Below are 20,841 nucleotides of genomic sequence, written 5' to 3' on the forward strand. Positions count from 1 at the left end.
CTGCTCTGCGTGTCGCCGGTTGTCACTCGGCCTCGGCGAAGTCGTAGTGGAACTGGTTGTCGCGGCTACTGATACGTACCCCGGCCAACGGCTTGCCTTCGAGCATGCGGGTGAGGAACTCGCGGCTCATGTCCGGCAACAGCGTGTTGGTGAGGATCGCGTCGATCATCCGGCCGCCGCTCTCGGTCTCGGTGCAGCGCGAGACGATCAGGTCGACGACGCCCTCGTCGAACTCGAACGGCACCTTGTGGGTCGCCTCCACGCGCTTCTTGATCCGCCCCAGTTGCAGGCGCGAAATGGCCTTGAGCATGTCGTCGCTGAGCGGGTAGTAGGGGATGGTCACCAGGCGGCCGAGCAGCGCCGGCGGGAAGATCTTCAGCAACGGTTCGCGCAGCGACTTGGCGATGGCTTCCGGCTCGGGCATCAGTTCCGGATCGGCGCAGAGGCTGGCGATCATCTCGGTGCCGGCGTTGGTGGTGAGCAGGATCAGGGTGTTCTTGAAGTCGATCACCCGGCCTTCGCCGTCCTCCATCACGCCCTTGTCGAAGACCTGGAAGAAGATCTCGTGGACATCCGGGTGGGCCTTCTCCACTTCATCCAGCAGCACCACGCTGTAGGGCTTGCGACGCACCGCCTCGGTCAGCACGCCACCCTCGCCGTAGCCGATGTAGCCGGGCGGGGCGCCCTTGAGGGTGGAGACGGTGTGGGCTTCCTGGAACTCGCTCATGTTGATGGTGATGACATTCTGCTCGCCGCCGTACATGGCCTCGGCCAAGGCCAGCGCGGTCTCGGTCTTGCCCACCCCGGAGGTGCCGGCGAGCATGAACACGCCGATCGGCTTGCTCGGGTTGTCGAGGCCGGCGCGGGAAGTCTGGATGCGCTTGGCGATCATCTCCAGCGCGTGGTCCTGGCCGATGATGCGCTTCTTCAGGTGCCGGTCGAGGTTGAGCACGGTCTCGATCTCGTTGCGCGCCATGCGGCCGACCGGGATGCCGGTCCAGTCGGCGACCACCGAGGCCACCGCCTGGTAGTCCACGGTCGGCAGGATCAGCGGCTCTTCGCCCTGCAACGCGCTCAGTTGCGCCTGCAGCTCCGCCAGCCGCGCATGCAGCGCCTGGCGCTGTTCCTCGTCGAGACGCGCCTCGCCTTCGCCCAGCGGCACGCCGCCGGCGTCCACCGCTTCGGCGGCGGCACGCAGACGGGCGCGGGTCTCCAGCAGTTCGTCGACCAGGCGTTTTTCCTCGGCCCAGCGCTGCTCCAGGGCGGCCAGGCGCTCGCGCTCCTCGGCCAGCAGGGTCTCGGCGTTGCGCTGGCGTTCGGCGGTGGCGACGCCGATGGCGCTCTCGCGGCGGATGATCGCCAGCTCGGTTTCCAGCGCCTCGATGCGTCGGCGGCTATCGTCGACCTCGGCCGGCACCGCGTGCAGGCTGATGGCGGTGCGCGCGCAGGCGGTATCCAGCAGGCTCACCGACTTGTCCGGCAGCTGGCGCGCCGGGATGTAGCGGTGCGACAGCCGGACCGCCGCCTCCAGCGCCTCGTCGAGGATCTGCACCTGGTGGTGCTTCTCCATGGTCGACGCGACGCCGCGCATCATCAGGATGGCCTTGTGCTCGGACGGCTCGTCCACCTGCACCACCTGGAAACGCCGGGTCAGCGCCGGGTCCTTCTCGATGTGCTTCTTGTACTCGGCCCAGGTGGTCGCCGCCACGGTGCGCAGGGTGCCGCGCGCCAGGGCCGGCTTGAGCAGGTTGGCGGCGTCGCCGGTGCCGGCCGCGCCACCGGCGCCGACCAGGGTGTGGGCTTCGTCGATGAACAGGATGATCGGCTTCTCGGAACTCTGCACGTCTTCGATCACCTGGCGCAGGCGCTGCTCGAACTCGCCCTTCATGCTCGCCCCGGCCTGCAGCAGGCCGACGTCGAGGGCGCGCAGTTCGACGTCCTTCAGCGCCGGCGGGACGTCGCCGGCGACGATGCGCAGGGCGAAGCCTTCCACCACCGCGGTCTTGCCGACGCCGGCCTCGCCGGTGAGGATCGGGTTGTTCTGCCGGCGGCGCATGAGGATGTCCACCAACTGGCGGATCTCCTCGTCACGCCCGACGATGGGGTCGAGCTTGCCGCTACGGGCCTGCTCGGTGAGGTCCACGGTAAAGCGCTTGAGCGCCTCCTGCTTGCCCATCGCGCTCGGCGCCAGGGCGCCGCTGGCCTCGCCCGGGGCGGCACCGGCGTTGAAGCCGTCGCTGGCCGACAGGCCGTTCTCCGGCGAGGCGCCGACGTACTCGTCGAAGCGCTCGGTGAGCGCCTCGACCTTGAGCTTGGCGAATTCCGCCGACAGCCCGGTGAGGGCATGGCGCAGGCTCGGCGTCTTGAGGATGCCGATCACCAGGTAGCCGGTGCGCACCTGGCTCTCGCCGAACATCAGGCTGCCGTAGACCCAGCCGCGCTCCACCGCTTCCTCGACATGGGAGGACAGGTCGGTGATCGAGGTCGAGCCGCGCGGCAGGCGGTCGAGGGCCTCGGTCAGGTCCTTGGCCAGGCGCGCCGGGTCGATCCCGGACTGGCGGACGATCTGGTGCAGGTCCGAGTCCGGCAACTGGAGGATCTGGTGGAACCAGTGCACCAGCTCGACATAGGGATTGCCGCGCAGCTTGCAGAATACCGTGGCGGCCTCGATGGCCTTGTAGGCCAGGCTGTTCAGCTTGCCGAACAGCGCAACGCGACTGATCTCACTCATGTTCCTTCTCCTTGTGCTCGTGCGGCCGCGCAGTGGCGTACTGGCGGGCCAGCAGTAGATCCCTGGCGTCCTGGCCGGGATCGCCCAGCCAGGTGTTGAAACCGAGCCGCCCGCCGCCCTGCAGGCCCAGCGGGGGTACTTCGTGGCGTTGCAGGACCAGGTTGACGTCCCAGTCCAGCTCCTCGCCCAGGTATTCGGCGACCCAGGCGGCCAGCTCGACGAAGTGGTCGCCGTCGGGCAGGAAGCGCTGGTATTGATCGAGGTCCAGCGGCCCCAGGCGCAGGCGGAACTTGTGCTGGCGGTCCCAGACGTGGGTGCCCAGGCAGACGTCCATGCCCAGGCTCGTCGAGTCGACGCCGAGGCGGCTGCGCTCGGGCAGCTCCAGCCATTGGCCGACGTATTCCTCGACCGCCACCGGGACCTCGAAATACTCCGCGAGGATCACCCGCAGGCCGTCCGGGTAGCGGGTCTGCGCGGCGAGGTGGCCGGTGTAGTAGTAGCGTGCGGTATCGGCCAGCGGCTCGCGCCCCCGCAGGCTCGGCATGCCGCGCCCGGAGAGCGCGGCGAGGCGCGCCGACCAGTAGTCGTCGTCGATCCGGTCGTGGCTGATCTCCGGCCGCGCCTCGGCCCAGGCCCGGTAGAACAGGGTCAGCAGGCGGTGGTGGAAGACGTCCATGAAGCGCTTGAAGGTCGCGTCGTTGACGTTGCGCTGGCGTTCCCGGGCGTATTCGGTGAGGTGCAGCGGCAGCGGCCCGTTGGGGCCGGTGAGGCCGAAGAAGAACTGGTCCAGGCGCGGCACCGCAGCGGTGCCGGCCTGGCTCACCGAGGCCAGGGTCGAGGGCGCGAAGGTGCAGTCGGGCTTCTGCCCGAGACGCAGCGGGTCGTCCGCCAGCCGCACCGAATGACCGAGGCGCGGCAGTTGCGGCGACTCGCACTCGATGCGCCGCAGCGCCTGGAAGAAGTCATAGTCCCAGGGCGCCGCCGCCATCCCGGCGAGCAGGTTCAGAGGTTCGGACGGCTGCCCGGCTTCGCCTGCCATCTCATCACCTCGCCCCGTTCGCCGGTGCGCAGCACCGTCTCGGTAAAGCTGTTGATCGACACGTAGCGTGCCAGGAAGCGCTCGAACACAGCGCCGAGAAGGAACACCCCGGTGCCGCGGAACGCGTTCTCGTCGAAGTCCAGGGTGATCTCCAGGCCACGGCCGAAGACGATCGGCCCGGGCATCGGCAGGCGCCGCGTGCAAGGCTTGCTGCTGACCTCGCGCAGGCCCTCGATCTGCAATTGCAGCGCCGGATCGCCGCTGTCGCCGTAGAGCCGCAGCAGCTCGCGCAGGGCGGCGGCGCCCTGGCCGCGCTCGGCCAGCGACAGGTAGTTCAGCGACAGCTGGCTGATCAGCCGCCAGGCGCTGGCATCGTGGGCACGGCTGGCGCGCGGCCGGCTCGGTCCGGCGAGGCAGCGCACCTGCATGACCGGCGCGCTGTCCTCCAGGGTGAAGTCGCTCTTGTGCGCGCCGATCGGCATGAACAGCGGCAGGTCGCGGTTGGTGCACAGCGCGGCGATGCCGAGCTGGCGCAGGTCGTGGCGATAGGGCGCCTGGTTGGCGTCGACCAGGGCGACGAAGGTCTCGCTGCCGACGTAGGTCGAGCGCGGGCCCTTGCGCCGCTGCTTGCTGGACAGCACGCGCGGTTCGCGGCGCACGCTGAAGTAGGCCTGCTCGCGGCCGTAGCGCGCCGGGTCGCGCACCGCGTAGAACGGTTGGAAGGGTTGCTCCGGACCGCTGCCGTGGCCGCTCACCTGTTGCAGCGAATGCACCTCGAAATCCAGCGGACGGGTGCGGTCGACGATCACGTGATGCTCGTTGACCCGGTCGGACAGGTGGATGCGGTCGCAGCGGTGCGGGAACAGGTTGATCGCCGGGGTGCAGAACGGCACCAGTTGCTCCGCGTCCACCGTGCCCTCCAGGCGCTGGTCGTGCTTGCCGAACAGCACGACCAGTTCCAGCTCCTCGCCGTGGCATCGACGCAGGGCGCGGTTCAGGCCGGAGAACTCGACGAACAGGAAGCGCGCCGGCAGGGCGAAGTATTCCTGCAGCAGGCGGTAGCCCTGGAACGCCCGCGGCACCACCGGCAGCAGCGCGTCCTCGTCGTCGAAGCCGCGCGCACGCAGGCTGCTCGTCGGCAGGCGTTCGACCCAGGCATTGTCCGGGGCGCGGACGAACACCGCGCAGGCGTTGCCGAGCAATTGTTCGTAGAGGCGGTAGGGTTGTTCGTCGGCGCCGTGCAGGTAGAGCGGCAGGGCGTCCAGCGACAGGCTGTCGAACGGGATGCCGGCGCCGCTGCGCAGGCGGATGCGCAGGCCGGCCTTGGCCCGCGGCTCGCTGGCGGCGAGGCGGCCGAGCACCGCGGCGGGATTGCCGAAGTAGTCGGCCTGGGCCACTTCCAGCGGCCACAGGGTCACCGGGTGGGCGGTGCGGTATTCGCAGGCGGTCTGGTCATCGGGGCCGAGCTGGCCGCGCAGGGAGGCCCCGCGCTCGACGCTGAAGCCGCTGCTCAGGGCGCCTTCGTTGGGGTCCGGGCGCAACTGCACCACGGTCATCGACGGGGTCGGCGCCAGGTAGTGCGGGTAGGCGATTTCCAACAGGTTGTGGGTGAAGGTCGGGTACTCCGCGTCGAGCTTCAGCTGGACCCGCGCGGTGAGATAGGCGAAGCCTTCCAGCAGGCGCTCGACGTAGGGGTCGGCGCACTCGAAGCCGGACAGCGACAGGCGCCCGGCGATCTTCGGGAATTCCTCGGCGAACTCCGCGGCGCTTTCGCGGATGTGTTGCAACTCCTGGTTGTAGTACTCGAGCAGGCGCGGGTTCATGTACGCCTCCGCTCGCCCTGGGCGACGCGCACGTGGCCGGTCTCCAGGTCCAGGTTGGTGGTCAGCAGCAGGCGCAGCGGCGCCGGTTCGGCCCAGAGGTCGCCCTCGATCTCGAAGCTCAGGGCGTTGTGGTCCATCTCGCCGGGCAGCAGTTGCGCGCGCACCCGCAACGAAGAACGGATGATGCGCGGCTCGAAGGTGGCGATGGTCTCGGTGAGCAGCGCCTCGATGGCATGCACGTCGACGCTCGACGCGGTGTGCCCGGCCAGCGCCGGCAGCCCGTAGTTGAGCACCGAGTTGCCGGCCGGCATCCGTGCGGCGGGGCCGTGGTCGAACAGCGAAGTGGTGTTGAACAGCCACGCCAGGTCGCGCAGCACCGAGGCCTTCAGCTGGTTCAGGGTCAGCACCCGGCGCTCCGCGGCTTCCTTGAGGTTGCCCGGCTCGTCGTCGGTGAGGCGGTCGAGCAGCGACGGCTGCAGGCGCTCCTGAAGGGTCAGTTCGGCCATGTCAGGCGTCCGTCGGCTCGAAGTCCAGTTCACGCAGGTCGAACAGCGCGGTCTCGCCGGCATCGGTGACGAACAGCCGCTGGCCGACCGGCAGGCCGCTGTCCAGCCATTCGGTCTTGCGCCCCAGGCGCGCGGCGTCGTCGCCGTGCTCGACGGTTTCCGCGTAGCGCGCCGGCAGCAGCGCGACGGTGGCGCCACCGTTGGCCAGGGTCAGTTCGGCCGGCAGCCAGACCAGGTCGCGCAGGTCGCTCGGCGCCTCGACCTTGAGGCTGCGCAGGTTGCTCATCGGCAACCAGGCATAGCGACCGTTGACGATTACCTCGAGCACCGGGCCGAGGCGCGTGTCGGCATCCGCCAGCCAGGCGAACGGCGCTTCGCCGATCCGCCCGGGCACCGCCGGCGCGGCGTCGAAGGCCTGCTCGCGCAGGGCCTGGGCGGCCTCGCCATGGCCTTCGGCGTCCAGGCTCAGGGCCTGCAACAGCGGCGCGATCCATTCCGCCGGCTGGCCGAGGATCACCGGCGTCAGGCGCCCGGCGAACACCTCGCGGCGCAGCGCCTCGCAGTCGATGGCGGTGGAGTAGGTCTGTACCATCGGCAGCGCCGAGGCATCCAGTTCGCCGACCACCTTGAGCTGGTTCTGCGCCCGCGCCCACTGGCCCATCACGGCCAGCAGCTGGAACAGGAAGATCCGCAGGGTAGCGTTCGACGGCTGGCTGCGCACCTGTTCCTGCAAGGCTTTCAAGGCATCGTCCAGGCGCCCGGCGCGCAACAGTTCTTCGGCGATCATCGCGATACTTCCCTGTAGCCGGGAGCCCAGGCGCCCGGATGCGAATGAAGGGTCGGCCATGGCGCCCGGCGGACGCGACGGACGACCCGGTGGAATTCAGTACCTCCGGCAGGAGGTCGGGCGGACGAGGCCCGCGGCGCGCCGCGCGCGCCTTCGGCACCCGGCATGGCGGGCGCTCGCACCGGCCACGGCATGGCCTGGCCACGCCATGACCGGCAGCCGGCTCATCAGGCCTGCACGTTCTGGCGGATGTTCCAGCCGTACTTGACCGGACCGCCGTCCTTCGCGCCATCCGCCTTCTGCGGCTGGTAGTCGACCTGGACCTGGGCGAAGTTCAGGGTCACGTTCTCGGTCAGGCGATCCTCGCCACCGCTGCCGCCGGTGCTCACCGAGGACACCAGGACTTCCTTCAGGGTGATGATCAGGTACTCGACCTGGTTCTCGCCGCCGGCCTTGCGGATGGTCAGCTTCGCCTGCGGATAGTGCTTGCCGCTGGAGCAGGCCATCATCAGGTTGGGCGTGGACTTGTCGATGTACTTGGTGAACGACAGGTCCTGCACGTTGACCTTGCCGGCGCCGCCGCCACCGCCCATGTGCATCGACCCGGACTGGGACATGCCCCAGCTCCATGCCAGCACGTCGATTTCCTCGGCGTGAGTCTTGTCCTTGGACTCACCCTTGACGTCGCCGATCTTGATGAACATATCAACAGCCATCTTTCCTCCCGTGTGGCTCGCGCCACTACGCTATGCAAGCGCCCGCCACCATGGCAGGCGCTGTCGTTGAATGCCTCAGGCCTCTTTGGCCGAAGGCAGCTTGGATACCAGGCGTAGCGATACCGTCAGTCCCTCGAGCTGGTAGTGCGGGCGAAGGAAGAACTTCGAGTTGTAGTAACCCGGATTGCCTTCGACTTCCTCCACCACCACTTCGGCCGCCGCCAGCGGGTGCTGGGCCTTGGTGGTCTCGGTGGAGTGGGCCGGGTCGCCGTCGACGTAGTTGAGGATCCAGTCCTGCAGCCAGCGCTGCATCTCGTCCTTCTCCTTGAAGGAACCGATCTTGTCGCGAACGATGCACTTCAGGTAATGGGCGAAGCGGCAGGTGGCGAACAGGTAGGGCAGGCGCGCCGCCAGGTTGGCGTTGGCGGTGGCGTCCGGATCGTCGTACTCGGCGGGTTTCTGCAGCGACTGCGCGCCGATGAAGGCGGCGAAGTCGGTGTTCTTCTTGTGCAGCAGCGGCATGAAGCCGTTCTTCGCCAGCTCCGCCTCGCGGCGGTCGGAAATGGCGATCTCGGTCGGGCACTTCATGTCCACGCCGCCGTCGTCGGTGGGGAAGGTGTGCGCCGGCAGGCCCTGCACCTCGCCGCCGGACTCGACGCCGCGGATCCGCGAGCACCAGCCGTAGAGCTTGAAGGAGCGGTTGATGTTGACCGCCATCGCGTAGGCCGAGTTGGCCCAGGCGTACTTGCTGCTGTCGGCGCCGTCGGTTTCTTCCTCGAAGGCGAACTCTTCCACAGGATCGGTCTTCGCCCCGTAGGGCAGGCGCGCCAGGAAGCGCGGCATGGTCAGGCCGATGTAGCGGGAGTCCTCGGACTCGCGCAGCGAACGCCAGCCGGCGTATTCCGGGGTGGTGAAGATCTTGGTCAGGTCGCGCGGGTTGGACAGTTCCTGCCAGGAACCCATGCCCATCACCGTCGGCGAGGCGGCGGAAATGAACGGCGCGTGCATGGCGGCGGAGATCTTCGCCATCTCGCCGAGCAGCTCGACGTCCGGCGGCGACTGGTCGAAGTAGTAGTCGCCGACCAGGCAGCCATAGGGCTCGCCGCCGAACTGGCCGTATTCCTCTTCGTAGAGCTTCTTGAAGATCGGACTCTGGTCCCAGGTGGTGCCCTTGAATTTCTTCAGGGTCTTGTGCAGCTCCGGCTTGGAGATGTTCAGCACGCGGATCTTCAGTTGCTCGTCGGTCTCGGTGTTGTTGACCAGGTAGTGCAGGCCGCGCCAGGCGCTTTCCAGTTGCTGGAAGTCGGCGTGGTGCATGATCAGGTTGACCTGCGCGGTGAGCTTGGCGTCGATCGCCGCGATGATCGACTCGATCGACTTGATCGCGTCGTTGGAGATCAGGCTGGTCTGCTCCAGGGCATGCTCGGCGAGGGTCCGCACGGCGGTCTCCACCGCTTCGCGGGCGCGCTCGGTCTTGGGCTTGAACTCCTGCAGCAGCAGGCTGGCGAACTCACTGGTCTGCTCGGTGGTGGTCTGGCCCTGGGCCAGGTTCTCGGTGCTCAATTCGGCCATGCTGGAATCCTCTTACGCCTGCGGCTCGTCGTCTTTGGGCTTCGGCGCGCTGGCCAGGGCCTGAAGCAGGGCCGGGTCCTTGATCGCCTTCATGATCATTTCCTCGGCGCCGGTCTTGCCGTCCATGTAGGTCAGCAGGTTGGCCAGCTGGGTACGCGCCTCGAGCAGCTTGTTCAGCGAATCGACCTTGCGCGCCACCGCGGCGGGGCTGAAGTCGTCCATGCTCTCGAAGGTGATGTCCAGGCTCAGGTTGCCTTCGCCGGTCAGCACGTTCGGTACGTTGAAGGCCACCCGCGGCTTCATCGCCTTCAGCCGGGCATCGAAGTTGTCCACGTCGATCTCCAGGAACTTGCGGTCGGCGACCGCCGCCTGGGGTTCGGCGGGCTTGCCGGCGAGGTCGGCCATGACGCCCATGACGAAGGGCAGCTGGACCTTCTTCTCGGCACCGTACAACTCCACGTCGTACTCGATCTGCACGCGTGGCGCCCGGTTCCTGGCGATGAACTTCTGACTGCTGGTAGTGCTTCCCATCTTGTTTCTCCCTCGCGCGACGGCGGTTGTTAGCGCCGTCGGAATCGCCCCGGCGGCTTGCAGCGTTGGCCCGGACGGCCGCTAGGCGTTACTCGCTTTCCGGGCCTCGCAGGGTTTCGAACTGGGAAATCCCATCGGGGATGAGATTCCTCACGATTTCGGCGAAGTCGGCCGTCACCAGTGTCTTGGCGCGCTTGAGCAGCACCGGCACCGGGCTCGACGGCTCGTGGCGAACGTAATACTCGAGCAGGCGGTCGAGCTGGCGCAGGACGTCTTCGCGGTTGGCGATCTCGCCGCTGGCTCGCGGTGCCGGCGCGGCGACGGCTGCGACAGGCGCGGCGCCCCCCTGCTCGTCGGCGGCCGCTTCGGCACCCGGCGCCAAGGGCTCGCCGGCGCCCTGCGGGCCGTACAGGTCGAACACCTGGAGGGCCTGGCGCAGCAGTTGACGAAGGGGACCGAGGTCGAGTCCCTGGGCCGAGCCGACCCGTTCGGCGACGCCGCTCTCGATGGCCAGGGCATGTTCCTGGGCGCCTTCCAGGGCGCGCCGGGTGGCGGCCAGCGCATCGGCGCCGGCATCGGCGAAGGCGCCGGCGATCTGCTCGGGACTCAGGGTCTCGCTGGCGAAGCGTTGCAGCCCGGCGGCGTTCAGCGCGGCGCGCAGGTTGACCGGGCCGAACGCCCGCGAGCGCACCAGCGGGATCGCCCAGACCAGTTGCAGCAGCGGTTCGGCGACCAGGCCGGTGAGGGCGTTGATACGGAAGGTGGGGTCGTTGTCGTCATCGGCGTCGAGCAGCGGATAGACGCCGTCCCAGTACTGGCCGAGCAGCTCGCGGACCAGCAGCAGGCCGTCGGCGAGCCCGTCCAGGCCGTCGAGGGCGACGTTGCTCTGCAGCAGCAGGTTGGCTACCCGCAGGTCCTTGCTACGGCCGAACAGTTCGCTGGCCAGCGCGCGTACGCGCGGCCACTCCGGCGGTTCGGCGGGCAGCACGGCATCGCCCATCTGGCGCTCGGGTTGGCCCTGGGCGATGCGTTCGAGTTCGAGGAACGCGGCGTCGTACTCCAGATCGTCGCCACAGGGCGAGTCCGGGGATACGGCAGCCAGCAAAACGGGTACATCCAGCACGGTGACGATCTCCCTATCATCGAAGCCGCTGCGCGGCCCTCACCTTCGCTTGTAAGATCCACTCCGTCGGATCTTGTAGGAGCCATTGATGAATATCGGATGACTCGAAAGGTTGGCAAAATTCTTGTGGCATGCCGCAAGGCTTGTCAAGGAAGGCACAACGCCACTAGTTGCATGACACCGCAGATCGGACAAATCTTTAAAAGACGTAGGATTAGTCTTTTATAATCCGGTATCACCCGATGTGTCTTCCCGAGGCGACGAAACGCCGGAAAGCCGTCGGGCCAGCCTGGATGCGAACCGAAATCCCTCGGGCACGGGGGTGAGCGCCTGGAAGAGCCGGGCGCTGGCAATGCAAGGAGTAGCAATGCCGCTGCGATTGACCATCACCAGCTACCACAAGCTGACCCCCGGTCAGTGTTCGGAAAAGGTACTGGACCAGGGACAGCTGACCATCGGTCGGGGCCCGGACAACGACTGGGTCCTGCCGGACCCGGAGCGCCTGGTCTCCAGCCGCCACTGCACCATCCTCAACCGCGACGGGGTGTACTACCTCACCGACACCAGCACCAACGGCGTGCTGCTGGTCAATGCCGGGCACCGCCTGCGCCGCGGCAACAGCGAGCCGCTGCAGGACGGCGAGACCGTCCGCCTCGGCGAATACGACATCCTCGTCCAGCTCGGCCATGACATCGCCCTGCCCGGCAGCGGCAATCCGCAGACCGATCCGTTCACCAGCTTCGACGCCCTGATGAGCCGGCAGGCCGCCGGATCGGCGCCTGCCTTCGCCGAACCGGCGCCCACCCCGCACCCCGCGGTGACGGCGCATTTCCAGGGCGGCTCGCCGCTGGACACCAAGCCCGACCTGTTCGACTTCCTCACCCCGCCGCCGCCCGGCGCGGCGCCGCGTCCGGACCATGTACCGGCCGAACAGCACGACTTCCGCCCGCCGGAACCGGTGATCCCGCCGCCCCCCGCGACCCCCCCGGCGCCACCGCCCGCTGGCGGCGCACCGCTGATTCCGGCCGACTGGGACCCGTTCGCCGAACTGCTCGGCAACACGCCCGCGCCAAGCGCCACGCCCGTCGCCCAGCCGCTGCCGACGGCCGAACCGACGCCGCTGGCGATGCCCTTCGCCGACCCAGGGATCACCCAACAGCCACAGCCACAGCCACAGCCACAGCCACAGCCACAGCCACAGCCACAGCCACAGCCAGCGAGCGTGGCGGCGCCGACGCCGCCGGCAAGCGCCGCCGCGTCGGCCGGCGGCGACCTGCTGCAAGCGTTCCTGCGCGGCGCCGGCATGACCCAGTTGAAGGTCGACCCGGCCGGCGCCGAAGCGCAGATGGAAGCCATCGGCCGCAGCTATCGCGGCCTGGTGGAAGGACTGGTGGACGTGCTGCGCGCGCGGGCCAGCCTGAAGGGCGAGTTCCGCATGGCGCAGACCATGATCCAGCCGGTGCAGAACAACCCGCTGAAGTTCGCGCCGAACGTCGACGAGGCCATGCTGCTCCTGCTGCGCCGCGACAACCAGGCGTTCATGGCGCCGGATCGCGCGGTGGCCGACAGCTTCGAAGACCTCAAGGCGCACCAGCTGGCGGTGATGGCCGGCGTGCAGGCCGCCATCCGCCACCTGCTGGCGCGCTTCGAACCGGCCGCGCTGGAAGCCCGCTTCGGCAAGCCGGCCGGGCTTTCCGGCCTGCTGCCGGGGGCCCGCCAGGCACAGAACTGGGACAGTTTCACCGAGCTGTACGCGAAGATCCTGCGCGAGGCGGAGGACGACTTCCAGGAGCTTTTCGGCCGCGAATTCAGCCGCGCCTACGAGGAACACAGCGCTCGACTACGGCGTTCCTGACGCCAACGAACACCAGGAGAAACAACGTCAATGAGGACGACACCATGCAGAAACTGATCGTCGCGCTGTTCGGGCTGCTGCTCGCCGCCTGTTCGTCCAGCCCGCCGGAAACCCCGCCGACCCGGGTGGTGATCTGGCTCCACGCCGCACCGAACCTCAACCCGTCCGCCGCCGGCCAGGCGGCGCCGCTGCGCCTGCGGCTGTACGAGCTGAAGAAAGACACCGCGTTCGGCCGCGCCGACTACTTCGCCCTCACCGACAACGCCCAGTCGACCCTCGGTGGCGACCTGGTGGAGCAGGACGAGTTCCTCCTGCGTCCGGGCGAGGAACGGCGCATCGAACGCACGCTCGACGAGCAGACCCGCCAGCTCGGTTTCGTCGCCGCCTACCGCGACCTCGACCGCGCCACCTGGCGCCAGGTCCTCGCCGTGCCGGGGCAACGCACCAGCCATCTCGACATCACGCTCGGCGCGCAGGCCATCGGCATCGTCGCGCGTCCCGCGCCCTGAACCTTCGGAGTCCCTATGTCCTGGAATAACCGCGTGGTGTGGTCCGAAGGCATGTTCCTGCGGCCACAGCATTTCCAGCAGCACGACCGCTACCTGGAAACCCTGGTGGATGGCCGCTGCCGCTCGCTCCTGGCGGGCGGCTGGGGCTTTTCCGAGCTGAAGCTGGACGATGCCCTGCTGACCCAGGGCAAGCTGGCCATCGTCAGCGCCCGCGGCGTGCTGCCGGATGGTACGCCGTTCAACATCCCCGCCGACGATCCGGCGCCGGCGCCGCTGAATGTCGAGGAAAGCCTGCGCGATGGCATCGTCTACCTCGGCCTGCCGCTGAAGCGGGTCGGCACCCGCGACACGGTAGAGGAGGGCGAGGCCCTCGGCGGCGCCCGCTACGTCAGCCAGGTGCAGGAAGTGCGCGACGACAATGCTGCCTTCGAGAGCCGCGCCCCGGTGGCCCTGGGCAGCCAGGCGTTCCGCCTGCTGACCGAGCGCGACGGCCTCGGCGAATACGCCGCGGTGGGCGTCGCGCGGGTCCGCGAGAAGCGCGCGGACCAGGCCCTGAGCCTGGACGAGGACTACCTGCCGCCGGTGCTCGACATTGCCGCCGCGCCGCCCCTGGCGTCCTTCGCCAAGGAGCTGCTGGGCCTGCTCCACCAGCGCGGCGAAGCCCTCGCCGGGCGGGTGGTGGCATCCAGCGCCGGGGGCGCCTCGGAAATCGCCGACTTCCTGCTGCTGCAACTGGTCAACCGCGCCGAGGCCCTCACCGGTCACCTGTCCCGCGTGCGCCCGCTGCACCCGCAGGAGCTGTACCGCGAACTGGTGGCCCTGGCCGGCGAGTTCTGCACCTTCACCGCCAGCCAGCGGCGTCCCGAGGAGTACCCGGTGTACAACCACGACGACCTGGCCGCCAGCTTCGCCCCGGTGATGCTCGCCCTGCGCCAGGCGCTGGCGACGGTGATCGACGCCAAGGCGATCGCCATCCCGATCGTCGAGAAGGCCTACGGCGTGCACGTCGCGATGCTCAGCGACCGCAGCCTGATCGACAACGCCAGCTTCGTCCTGGTGGTGCGCGCCGACGTCCCCGGCGAGAGCCTGCGCGGGCACTTCCCGCAGCAGGCCAAGGTCGGCTCGGTGGAGCACATCCGCGACCTGGTCAACCTGCAACTGCCGGGTATCGGCCTGCTGCCGATGCCGGTGGCGCCGCGGCAGATCCCCTACCACGCCGGCTCCACCTATTTCGAACTGGACCGCGGCAGCGCGCATTGGAAGCAGCTGACGCACTCCGGCGGCTTCGCCTTCCACATCGCCGGCCAGTTCCCCGGGCTGAACCTGGCCTTCTGGGCCATTCGAGGATAAGCAACGATGCCTCCCATCGACGATCCCTTCGGCACCCCGGCCGGCGGCGGCAACGGAAGCCCGCCCGACGACCGCACCATGATCATGCCGCGTCCCGGCGGCCGCGCCCCGGAACCGGCCGGCGGCCCCCGCGGCGGCGATCCCTACACGCCGCCGCCGATGGCCAGCCTGGCGCCGCTGAGCGGCCGCGGCGACGGCCTCAACCCGCTGGAGCAGGCCGCCGGCCCACTGCTGGCGATGCTCACCCGCCTGCGCAACACCATCGCCCATCCGGCGCCGGCCAGCCTGCGCGCGCAACTGCTCGGCTACCTGCGCCAGTTCGAGGAGAAGGCACGCCAGGCCGGCGTGGCGCCGGACGAGGTGATGCTGGCGCGCTACGTGCTCTGCACCGCCCTCGACGAAGCGGTGCTCAGCACGCCGTGGGGCAGCACCAGCGACTGGGGCAAGCAGAGCCTGCTGATCACCCTGCACAACGAGGCCTGGGGTGGCGAGAAGGTCTTCCAGTTGCTCGAACACTGCCTGCAGAACCCGCACCAGCGCCTGCACCTGCTGGAGCTGCTGTACCTGTGCACCAGCCTCGGCTTCGAAGGCCGCTACCGGGTCATGCACGACGGCCGCAGCCAACTGGAGGCGCTGCGCGAGCGCACCGCGGCGGTGATCCGCAGCACCCGCGGCGAGTACGAGCACGAACTGTCGCCGCACTGGCGCGGCCTCAGCGTGATGCGCGACCGCCTTTCGCAATACCTGCCGCCGTGGGTCGGTATCGCCATCGGCCTGGCCTTGCTGCTGGCCTTGCTGTTCGGCCTGCGGATGAAGCTGGCCGCCGACGCCGAGCCGGTGTTCAAGCGCATCCACGCCATCGGCGAGATCCCGGTGCAGGCCATCGACCGCCCGGCGGTGCAGCCGCGGGTGATCGAACGGCCACGCCTGGCGCGCTTCCTCGCCGACGACATCAAGGCCCAGCGGGTGGCGGTGGAGGACGCCGTCGACCGCTCGGTGGTGACCATCCGCGGCGACGAGCTGTTCGCCAGCGCCAGCGCCAGCGTGCGCGACGAGTTCCAGCCGCTGCTGCTGCGCATCGCCGACGCCCTGCGCAAGGTCAAGGGCCAGGTGCTGGTCACCGGCCATAGCGACAACCGGCCGATCGCCACGCTGCGCTACCCGTCCAACTGGAAACTGTCCCAGGCCCGCGCCCAGGAGGTCGCCGACCTGCTCGGCGCGACCACCGGCGACGCCGGCCGCTTCACCGCCGAAGGGCGCAGCGACACCGAGCCGGTGGCGAGCAACGCCAGCGCCGAAGGCCGCGCACGCAACCGCCGGGTGGAAATCACCGTATTCGCGGAGGGCGCGCAATGAAAGGCTTCCTCAACTTCTTCGCGCGCTGGGTGGTGCCGGTGCTCGGCCTGCTCGCCCTGAGCCTGATCATCTGGTTCCTCGGCCCGCTGCTGCGCCTGGGCAACTACGAACCGTTGGCCTCGGCGACCAGCCGCTGGGTGCTGATCGTCCTGCTGTTCCTGGTCTGGATCGGCTTCCGCGTGCTGCGCATCGTGCAGGCCCGGCGCAACGCGGCGAAGGTCATGCAGAGTCTCGCCGAGGTCAGCGCGCCGGACGCCGCCAGCGTCGCCACCGCCGAAGAGCTGGCGACCCTCAAGCAACGCATGGACGAGGCCCTGGCCCTGCTCAAGCGGGCCAAGCTGGGCGGCAGCGAGCGGCGCAACCTGTACGAGTTGCCCTGGTACGTGATCATCGGCCCGCCCGGTTCGGGCAAGACCACCGCGCTGATGAATTCCGGCCTGGACTTCCCGCTCGCCGCACAGATGGGCGCCGGGGCGATCCGCGGGGTCGGCGGCACGCGCAACTGCGACTGGTGGTTCACCGACGAAGCGGTGCTGCTGGACACCGCCGGCCGCTATACCACCCAGGACAGCCACGCCCAGGTGGACAAGGCCGCCTGGCTGGGCTTCCTCGACCTGCTCAAGACCCAGCGCAAGCGCCGCCCCATCGATGGCGCGTTCATCGCCATCAGCCTTTCCGACCTGCTGCTGGGCAGCGACGCCGAGCGCGCCGCCCATGCCCAGGCGATCCGCGCACGCATCCAGGAGCTGTACCAGCAGCTCGGGGTGCGCTTCCCGATCTACGTGATGCTGACCAAGTTCGACCTGGTGCCGGGCTTTATGGAGTTCTTCGACAGCCTGAACCGCGAGGAACGCGCGCAGGTCTGGGGGATGACCTTCGCCCTCGACGACGGCAAGAGCGCGGAAGGCCCGCTGGCGGTGTTCGACAGCGAATTCGCCCTGCTCGAACAGCGTCTCACCGCGCGCCTGGTGGAACGCCTGCAGCAGGAGCGCGACCCGGCGCGGCGCGACCTGGTCTACGGCTTCCCGCAGCAATTCGCCGCCCTGCGCGAATGCCTCGGCGAGTTCCTCAACGGCGTGTTCAAGCCCAACCCCTACGAGGAACGCCCGCTGTTGCGCGGCCTGTACTTCACCAGCGGAACCCAGGAAGGCAGTCCGATCGACCGCCTGATCGGCAGCATGGCGCAGTCGATGAACCTCGACCGCCAGCACCTGGCGCGGCAGACCGGAACCGGGCGCAGCTACTTCATCGAGCGGCTGTTCCGCGAAGTGGCGTTCGGCGAACGCGGCCTGGTCGGCACCAACCCGAAGGTCGAGCGCCGCCGCAAGTGGCTGACCATCGGCGCGCTGAGCGCCACCGCGCTGGTGGTGCTGGCGGTGACGGCGGTATGGATCGCCAGCTACCGCGCCAACCAGAGCTACATCGCCGCGGTCGACCAGCGCGTCGACCCGCTGGCGCGCGGCATCGAGTCGCTGAGCCCGGCCCAGCGCGACGTCCTGGCCGTACTGCCACAGCTCAACGCGGTGCAGAATCTCGCCGGCGACGCGCCGAGCTGGGCCGAAGGCTACGGGCTGTACCAGGGCGACATGCTCGGCGAGGAGTCCGCCAGCGTCTACCGCAAGCTGCTGATCGCGGTGTTCGCCCCGCGCCTGGTGACCCGCATCGAGGAACAGTTGCGCTCCGGCGGCAGCAGCGATTTCCTCTACGAGGGCCTGAAGGCCTACCTGATGCTCGGCAGCCCGGACCATTACGACGCCGACTTCATCAAGGCCTGGATCAGCCTCGACTGGGAACGCAACCTGCCGCGCGACCTCTCGCCGGAACAGCGCCAGGCGCTGCACGCGCACCTCGACGCGTTGCTCGAACGACGGCCGCCGTCGGCGCGCCTGGACCAGGACCTGGTCGAGGACCTGCGCCGCCAGTTGCAGCAACTGCCGGTGGCGCAGCGGGTCTACGACCGGGTCAAGCGGCAGAGGCTGCCCAAGGACGTGCCCGACTTCCGCATCAGCGACGCCGCCGGCCGCGACGCGCCGCTGGTGTTCGCGCGCAAGAGCGGCAAGCCGCTCACCGACCCGCTCAGCGGCTTCTTCACCTACCGCGGCTATCGCGAGGTGTTCCTCACCGCCAGCCTCAGCCAGGCCGGCACCATCGCCGAGGAACAGTGGGTGCTCGGGCGCGACCTGAACGATGCCGGCGACGCCGCCAACCTGGCCCTCGACGTGCGTCGCCTGTATTTCCAGGACTACCTGCGGCAGTGGGACGACCTGCTCGCCGACCTCACCGTGGTGCCGATCACCAATGTCACCCAGGCCGCCGACGTGCTGCGCATTCTCTCCGGACCGACCTCGCCGTTCCGCAAGCTGCTCGAGGCAGTGGCCCGCGAGACCGACCTGCAGAAGGGCGACCGGCTGGTCGCCGCGCAAGTGAAGAAGGCCGCCGACGGCACCGTGGACAAGCTCAAGCAGCGCCTCGGCTCGCTGGTCGGCCAGGAGGAAGAGGGCGCCCGCGAACAGCCGCGGCAGGTCGACAGCGACCCGATCAGCGCCCACTTCGCCGAACTCAACAGCCTGGTCAGCAAGGGCGAGGGCGGCAACGAGCCGGCGCCGATCGACAGCCTGCTGGAAGACATGAACGCGCTCTACGTGCAGGTCAGCGCCATGGCCGGAGCCAGCGGCGACTCGCTGCTCGGCGACGCCAAGAACCAGGTGGCCGCCGCCGCCTCGCGCGTGGCCCTCAGCGCCGAGCGCCAGCCGCCGGTGGTCCAGGGCCTGGTGAAGAACGTGGTCAACTCCACCACCAGCAGCATGATGGGCAGCGTGCGCAACCAGCTCAACGCGGCCTGGATCAGCGACGTGGTCAGCGTCTACCGGCAATCCCTGGCCGGGCGCTACCCGATCGCCGCCGGCAGTTCGCGCGACGCCACCCTGGAAGACTTCGGCCACTTCTTCGGTGCCGGCGGGGTGATGGACAGCTACTTCCGCCAGTACCTGCAACCCTACGTCGACACCTCCGCCAGCACCTGGCGCTGGCAGCCCGGCGCGGCGCAGAAGCTCGGCATCAACCCCGGCGTGCTGCACACTTTCCAGCGCGCAGCGGCGATCCGCGACGCCTTCTTCCGCTCCGGCGGCATGCAACCGACGGTGCGCTTCGAGCTCAAGCCGGTGACCATGGACGCGGCGATCAGCCAGTTCATCCTCGACCTCGACGGCCAGCAGCTGACCTACGACCACGGCCCCAGCCGCCCGGTGGCGATGCAGTGGCCGAGCGCCAACGGCCTCGGCGTGGTCCGCCTGACGGTGACGCCGCCGCCCAGTAGCGGCCGTTCCGGCCTGACCCTGGAAGGCCCCTGGGCCTGGTTCCGCCTGCTCGACCAGTCGGACCTGGAACGCGGCAACTCGCCGGACCGCTTCACCCTGCGGCTGCGCATCGACGGCTCCAGCATCGCCTGCGAGCTGCGCGCCAGCAGCGCCTTCAACCCCTTCAAGAGCCGGGTCGTGTCCGGCTTCAGCCTCCCGGAGCGCCTTTGAACAGCGTCGGTTTCTACGGCAAGCTGGCCGGCCGCGGCGATTTCGTCAGCCGCGGCCTGCCGAACACCTTCGTCGAACCCTGGGACGCCTGGCTGGCCAGCGGCATGCGCGCCAGCCAGGACGAACTCGGCGCGGCCTGGCTCGACGCCTACCTGACCAGCCCGCTGTGGCGCTTCGCCATCGCCCCCGGCCTGCTCGGCGGCGAAGCGGTGACCGGAGTGGTGATGCCGAGCATCGACCGGGTCGGTCGCTATTTCCCGCTGACCGTCGCCTGCCTGCTACCGGCGAACGCCGACCTCGGCGGGCTGGTCGGCGGCGACGACGGCTGGTTCGAACAGGTCGAGAGCCTGCTGCTCTCCACCCTCGAACCGGAGGCCGAGGTCGAGGCCTTCGAGCAGGCGGTGGCGCAGCTCCCGGCACCGCCCTGCGGACCGCGCATCGAACAATCGCTGATCAGCGGCAACCTGCTGCGCAGCGAAGCGGTGACCCCGGCGCAGCGCCTCGCCGCGCTGGCCCAGCACGCCTGCGACGGCGCCAGCCACTGGTGGGGACGCGGCTCGGCACGGATCTCCGCCGGCCTGATGCGCTACCAGGGCCTGCCGCCGGCGCCGGCGTTCGGACGATTCCTCACCGGAGAGGGCGAGGTGATCCCGCTCTTTCCCGGCATACCCGGTTAAGGACAACTGATGGTGCCCAACTCAGTCAGCTACTACAGGTCGGCCAGCTACAGCCACGTCGGCATGGTCCGCAAGGTCAACGAAGACGCCAGTCTCGACGCCCCAGAGTCGGGACTCTGGGTGGTCGCCGACGGCATGGGCGGCCACGCCGCCGGCGACTTCGTCAGCAGCCTGATCGTCGATACCCTGCGGCGCATCCCGGCGGCCTCCTCGCTACCGGCCTACGTCGGCGCGTTGCGCACCGGCCTCGCCCAGGTCAACGAGCGGGTTCGCCAGGAGGCCGGCCTGCGTGGCGTCAGCGTGATGGGCAGCACCCTGGTACTGCTCGCCGCGCGCGGCAACCAGGCGAGCTGCCTGTGGGCCGGCGACAGCCGCCTGTACCGCCTGCGCGGCGGCGTGCTGGAAGCCATCTCGCGGGACCACAGCTACGTCCAGGAGCTGCTCGACAACGCATTGATCAGCGAGGAAGAGGCGCGCCACCATCCGCGCGCCAACGTGGTCACCCGCGCGGTCGGCGTGCACGAGCAACTGGAACTGTCGGAAGCCGCGCTGCACGTGCTGCCCGGCGACAGCTTCCTGCTCTGCAGCGACGGCCTCAACAAGACCGCCGACGACAGCGAACTGCGCGACGTGCTCAGCCACAGCGATCCCTATGCGGTGGTCCGCAGCCTGGTCCACCTGGGCCTGACCCGCGGCGCCCCGGACAACATCACGGCCCTGGTGGTCAGGGCCTTCTGAG

16 protein-coding genes are annotated in these 20,841 nt (G+C 69.1%); 7 read left to right on the top strand and 9 right to left on the bottom strand.

The genetic code is table 11. From position 1 onward, the window contains the following. Nucleotides 1-22: 22 nt before the first annotated feature. The 9 genes from tssH to tssA form a co-directional block, all read right to left on the bottom strand. Nucleotides 23-2,731: a type VI secretion system ATPase TssH gene (tssH, locus tag HMPREF1224_RS26955; RefSeq protein ID WP_010793589.1), complete on the bottom strand. Its 2,709-nt coding sequence runs from the start codon at nt 2,729-2,731 to the stop codon at nt 23-25. Then, on the bottom strand, nt 2,724-3,770 hold the full coding sequence (gene tssG, locus HMPREF1224_RS26960; RefSeq protein WP_003104969.1) for a type VI secretion system baseplate subunit TssG: 1,047 nt from the start codon (nt 3,768-3,770) through the stop codon (nt 2,724-2,726). The genes tssH and tssG overlap by 8 nt, the downstream gene beginning before the upstream one ends. Further along, nucleotides 3,734-5,593: a type VI secretion system baseplate subunit TssF gene (gene tssF, locus HMPREF1224_RS26965; protein ID WP_010793590.1), complete on the bottom strand. Its 1,860-nt coding sequence runs from the start codon at nt 5,591-5,593 to the stop codon at nt 3,734-3,736. Before tssF ends, tssG begins: the two co-directional genes overlap by 37 nt. After that, complete coding sequence (gene tssE, locus HMPREF1224_RS26970) at nt 5,590-6,099, bottom strand: type VI secretion system baseplate subunit TssE (RefSeq protein ID WP_003104971.1); 510 nt, start codon at nt 6,097-6,099, stop codon at nt 5,590-5,592. The genes tssF and tssE overlap by 4 nt, the downstream gene beginning before the upstream one ends. A gap of 1 nt (nt 6,100) precedes the next feature. Next, a complete protein-coding gene (tagJ, locus tag HMPREF1224_RS26975) occupies nt 6,101-6,946 on the bottom strand; it encodes a type VI secretion system accessory protein TagJ (protein WP_003119488.1) in 846 nt (281 codons plus the stop codon). A 167-nt stretch (nt 6,947-7,113) separates the two neighbouring features. Then, nucleotides 7,114-7,602, bottom strand: a complete 489-nt coding sequence (gene hcp, locus HMPREF1224_RS26980; RefSeq protein WP_003083670.1) for a type VI secretion system receptor/chaperone Hcp — start codon at nt 7,600-7,602, stop codon at nt 7,114-7,116. Between the two features lie 75 nt (nt 7,603-7,677). Beyond that, nucleotides 7,678-9,174: a type VI secretion system contractile sheath large subunit gene (gene tssC / locus HMPREF1224_RS26985; protein ID WP_003104973.1), complete on the bottom strand. Its 1,497-nt coding sequence runs from the start codon at nt 9,172-9,174 to the stop codon at nt 7,678-7,680. A 12-nt stretch (nt 9,175-9,186) separates the two neighbouring features. Continuing rightward, nucleotides 9,187-9,705, bottom strand: a complete 519-nt coding sequence (gene tssB, locus HMPREF1224_RS26990) for a type VI secretion system contractile sheath small subunit (protein ID WP_003083666.1) — start codon at nt 9,703-9,705, stop codon at nt 9,187-9,189. 88 nt (nt 9,706-9,793) lie between these two features. Beyond that, complete coding sequence (tssA, locus tag HMPREF1224_RS26995; protein ID WP_010793591.1) at nt 9,794-10,828, bottom strand: type VI secretion system protein TssA; 1,035 nt, start codon at nt 10,826-10,828, stop codon at nt 9,794-9,796. A gap of 367 nt (nt 10,829-11,195) precedes the next feature. Between tssA and tagH the strand changes: the two genes are divergently transcribed. Genes tagH through pppA form a run of 7 tightly spaced genes read left to right on the top strand, consistent with a single transcriptional unit; the run spans nt 11,196 to nt 20,840 of the window. Continuing rightward, nucleotides 11,196-12,683 (top strand): type VI secretion system-associated FHA domain protein TagH, encoded by a 1,488-nt coding sequence (gene tagH / locus HMPREF1224_RS27000; RefSeq protein WP_010793592.1) that lies wholly within the window; start codon nt 11,196-11,198, stop codon nt 12,681-12,683. A gap of 44 nt (nt 12,684-12,727) precedes the next feature. Further along, nucleotides 12,728-13,192 carry a type VI secretion system lipoprotein TssJ gene (gene tssJ, locus HMPREF1224_RS27005; protein ID WP_004351964.1) on the top strand — a complete coding sequence of 155 codons (465 nt, stop codon included), beginning with the start codon at nt 12,728-12,730 and terminating at the stop codon, nt 13,190-13,192. Nucleotides 13,193-13,207: 15 nt separating this feature from the next. After that, nucleotides 13,208-14,542: a type VI secretion system baseplate subunit TssK gene (gene tssK / locus HMPREF1224_RS27010; RefSeq protein WP_003115052.1), complete on the top strand. Its 1,335-nt coding sequence runs from the start codon at nt 13,208-13,210 to the stop codon at nt 14,540-14,542. A gap of 6 nt (nt 14,543-14,548) precedes the next feature. Beyond that, nucleotides 14,549-15,898 carry a DotU family type VI secretion system protein gene (locus HMPREF1224_RS27015; protein WP_003118500.1) on the top strand — a complete coding sequence of 450 codons (1,350 nt, stop codon included), beginning with the start codon at nt 14,549-14,551 and terminating at the stop codon, nt 15,896-15,898. Then, complete coding sequence (tssM, locus tag HMPREF1224_RS27020; RefSeq protein WP_003106968.1) at nt 15,895-19,425, top strand: type VI secretion system membrane subunit TssM; 3,531 nt, start codon at nt 15,895-15,897, stop codon at nt 19,423-19,425. The genes HMPREF1224_RS27015 and tssM overlap by 4 nt, the downstream gene beginning before the upstream one ends. Continuing rightward, complete coding sequence (gene tagF, locus HMPREF1224_RS27025; protein WP_003106966.1) at nt 19,422-20,102, top strand: type VI secretion system-associated protein TagF; 681 nt, start codon at nt 19,422-19,424, stop codon at nt 20,100-20,102. The genes tssM and tagF overlap by 4 nt, the downstream gene beginning before the upstream one ends. A 9-nt stretch (nt 20,103-20,111) precedes the next feature. Further along, nucleotides 20,112-20,840: a serine/threonine phosphatase PppA gene (gene pppA / locus HMPREF1224_RS27030; protein WP_003083639.1), complete on the top strand. Its 729-nt coding sequence runs from the start codon at nt 20,112-20,114 to the stop codon at nt 20,838-20,840. Nucleotide 20,841 lies beyond the last annotated feature (1 nt).

This window comes from Pseudomonas sp. P179 (assembly GCF_000478485.2).
Classification (GTDB): Bacteria; Pseudomonadota; Gammaproteobacteria; order Pseudomonadales; family Pseudomonadaceae; genus Pseudomonas; species Pseudomonas aeruginosa.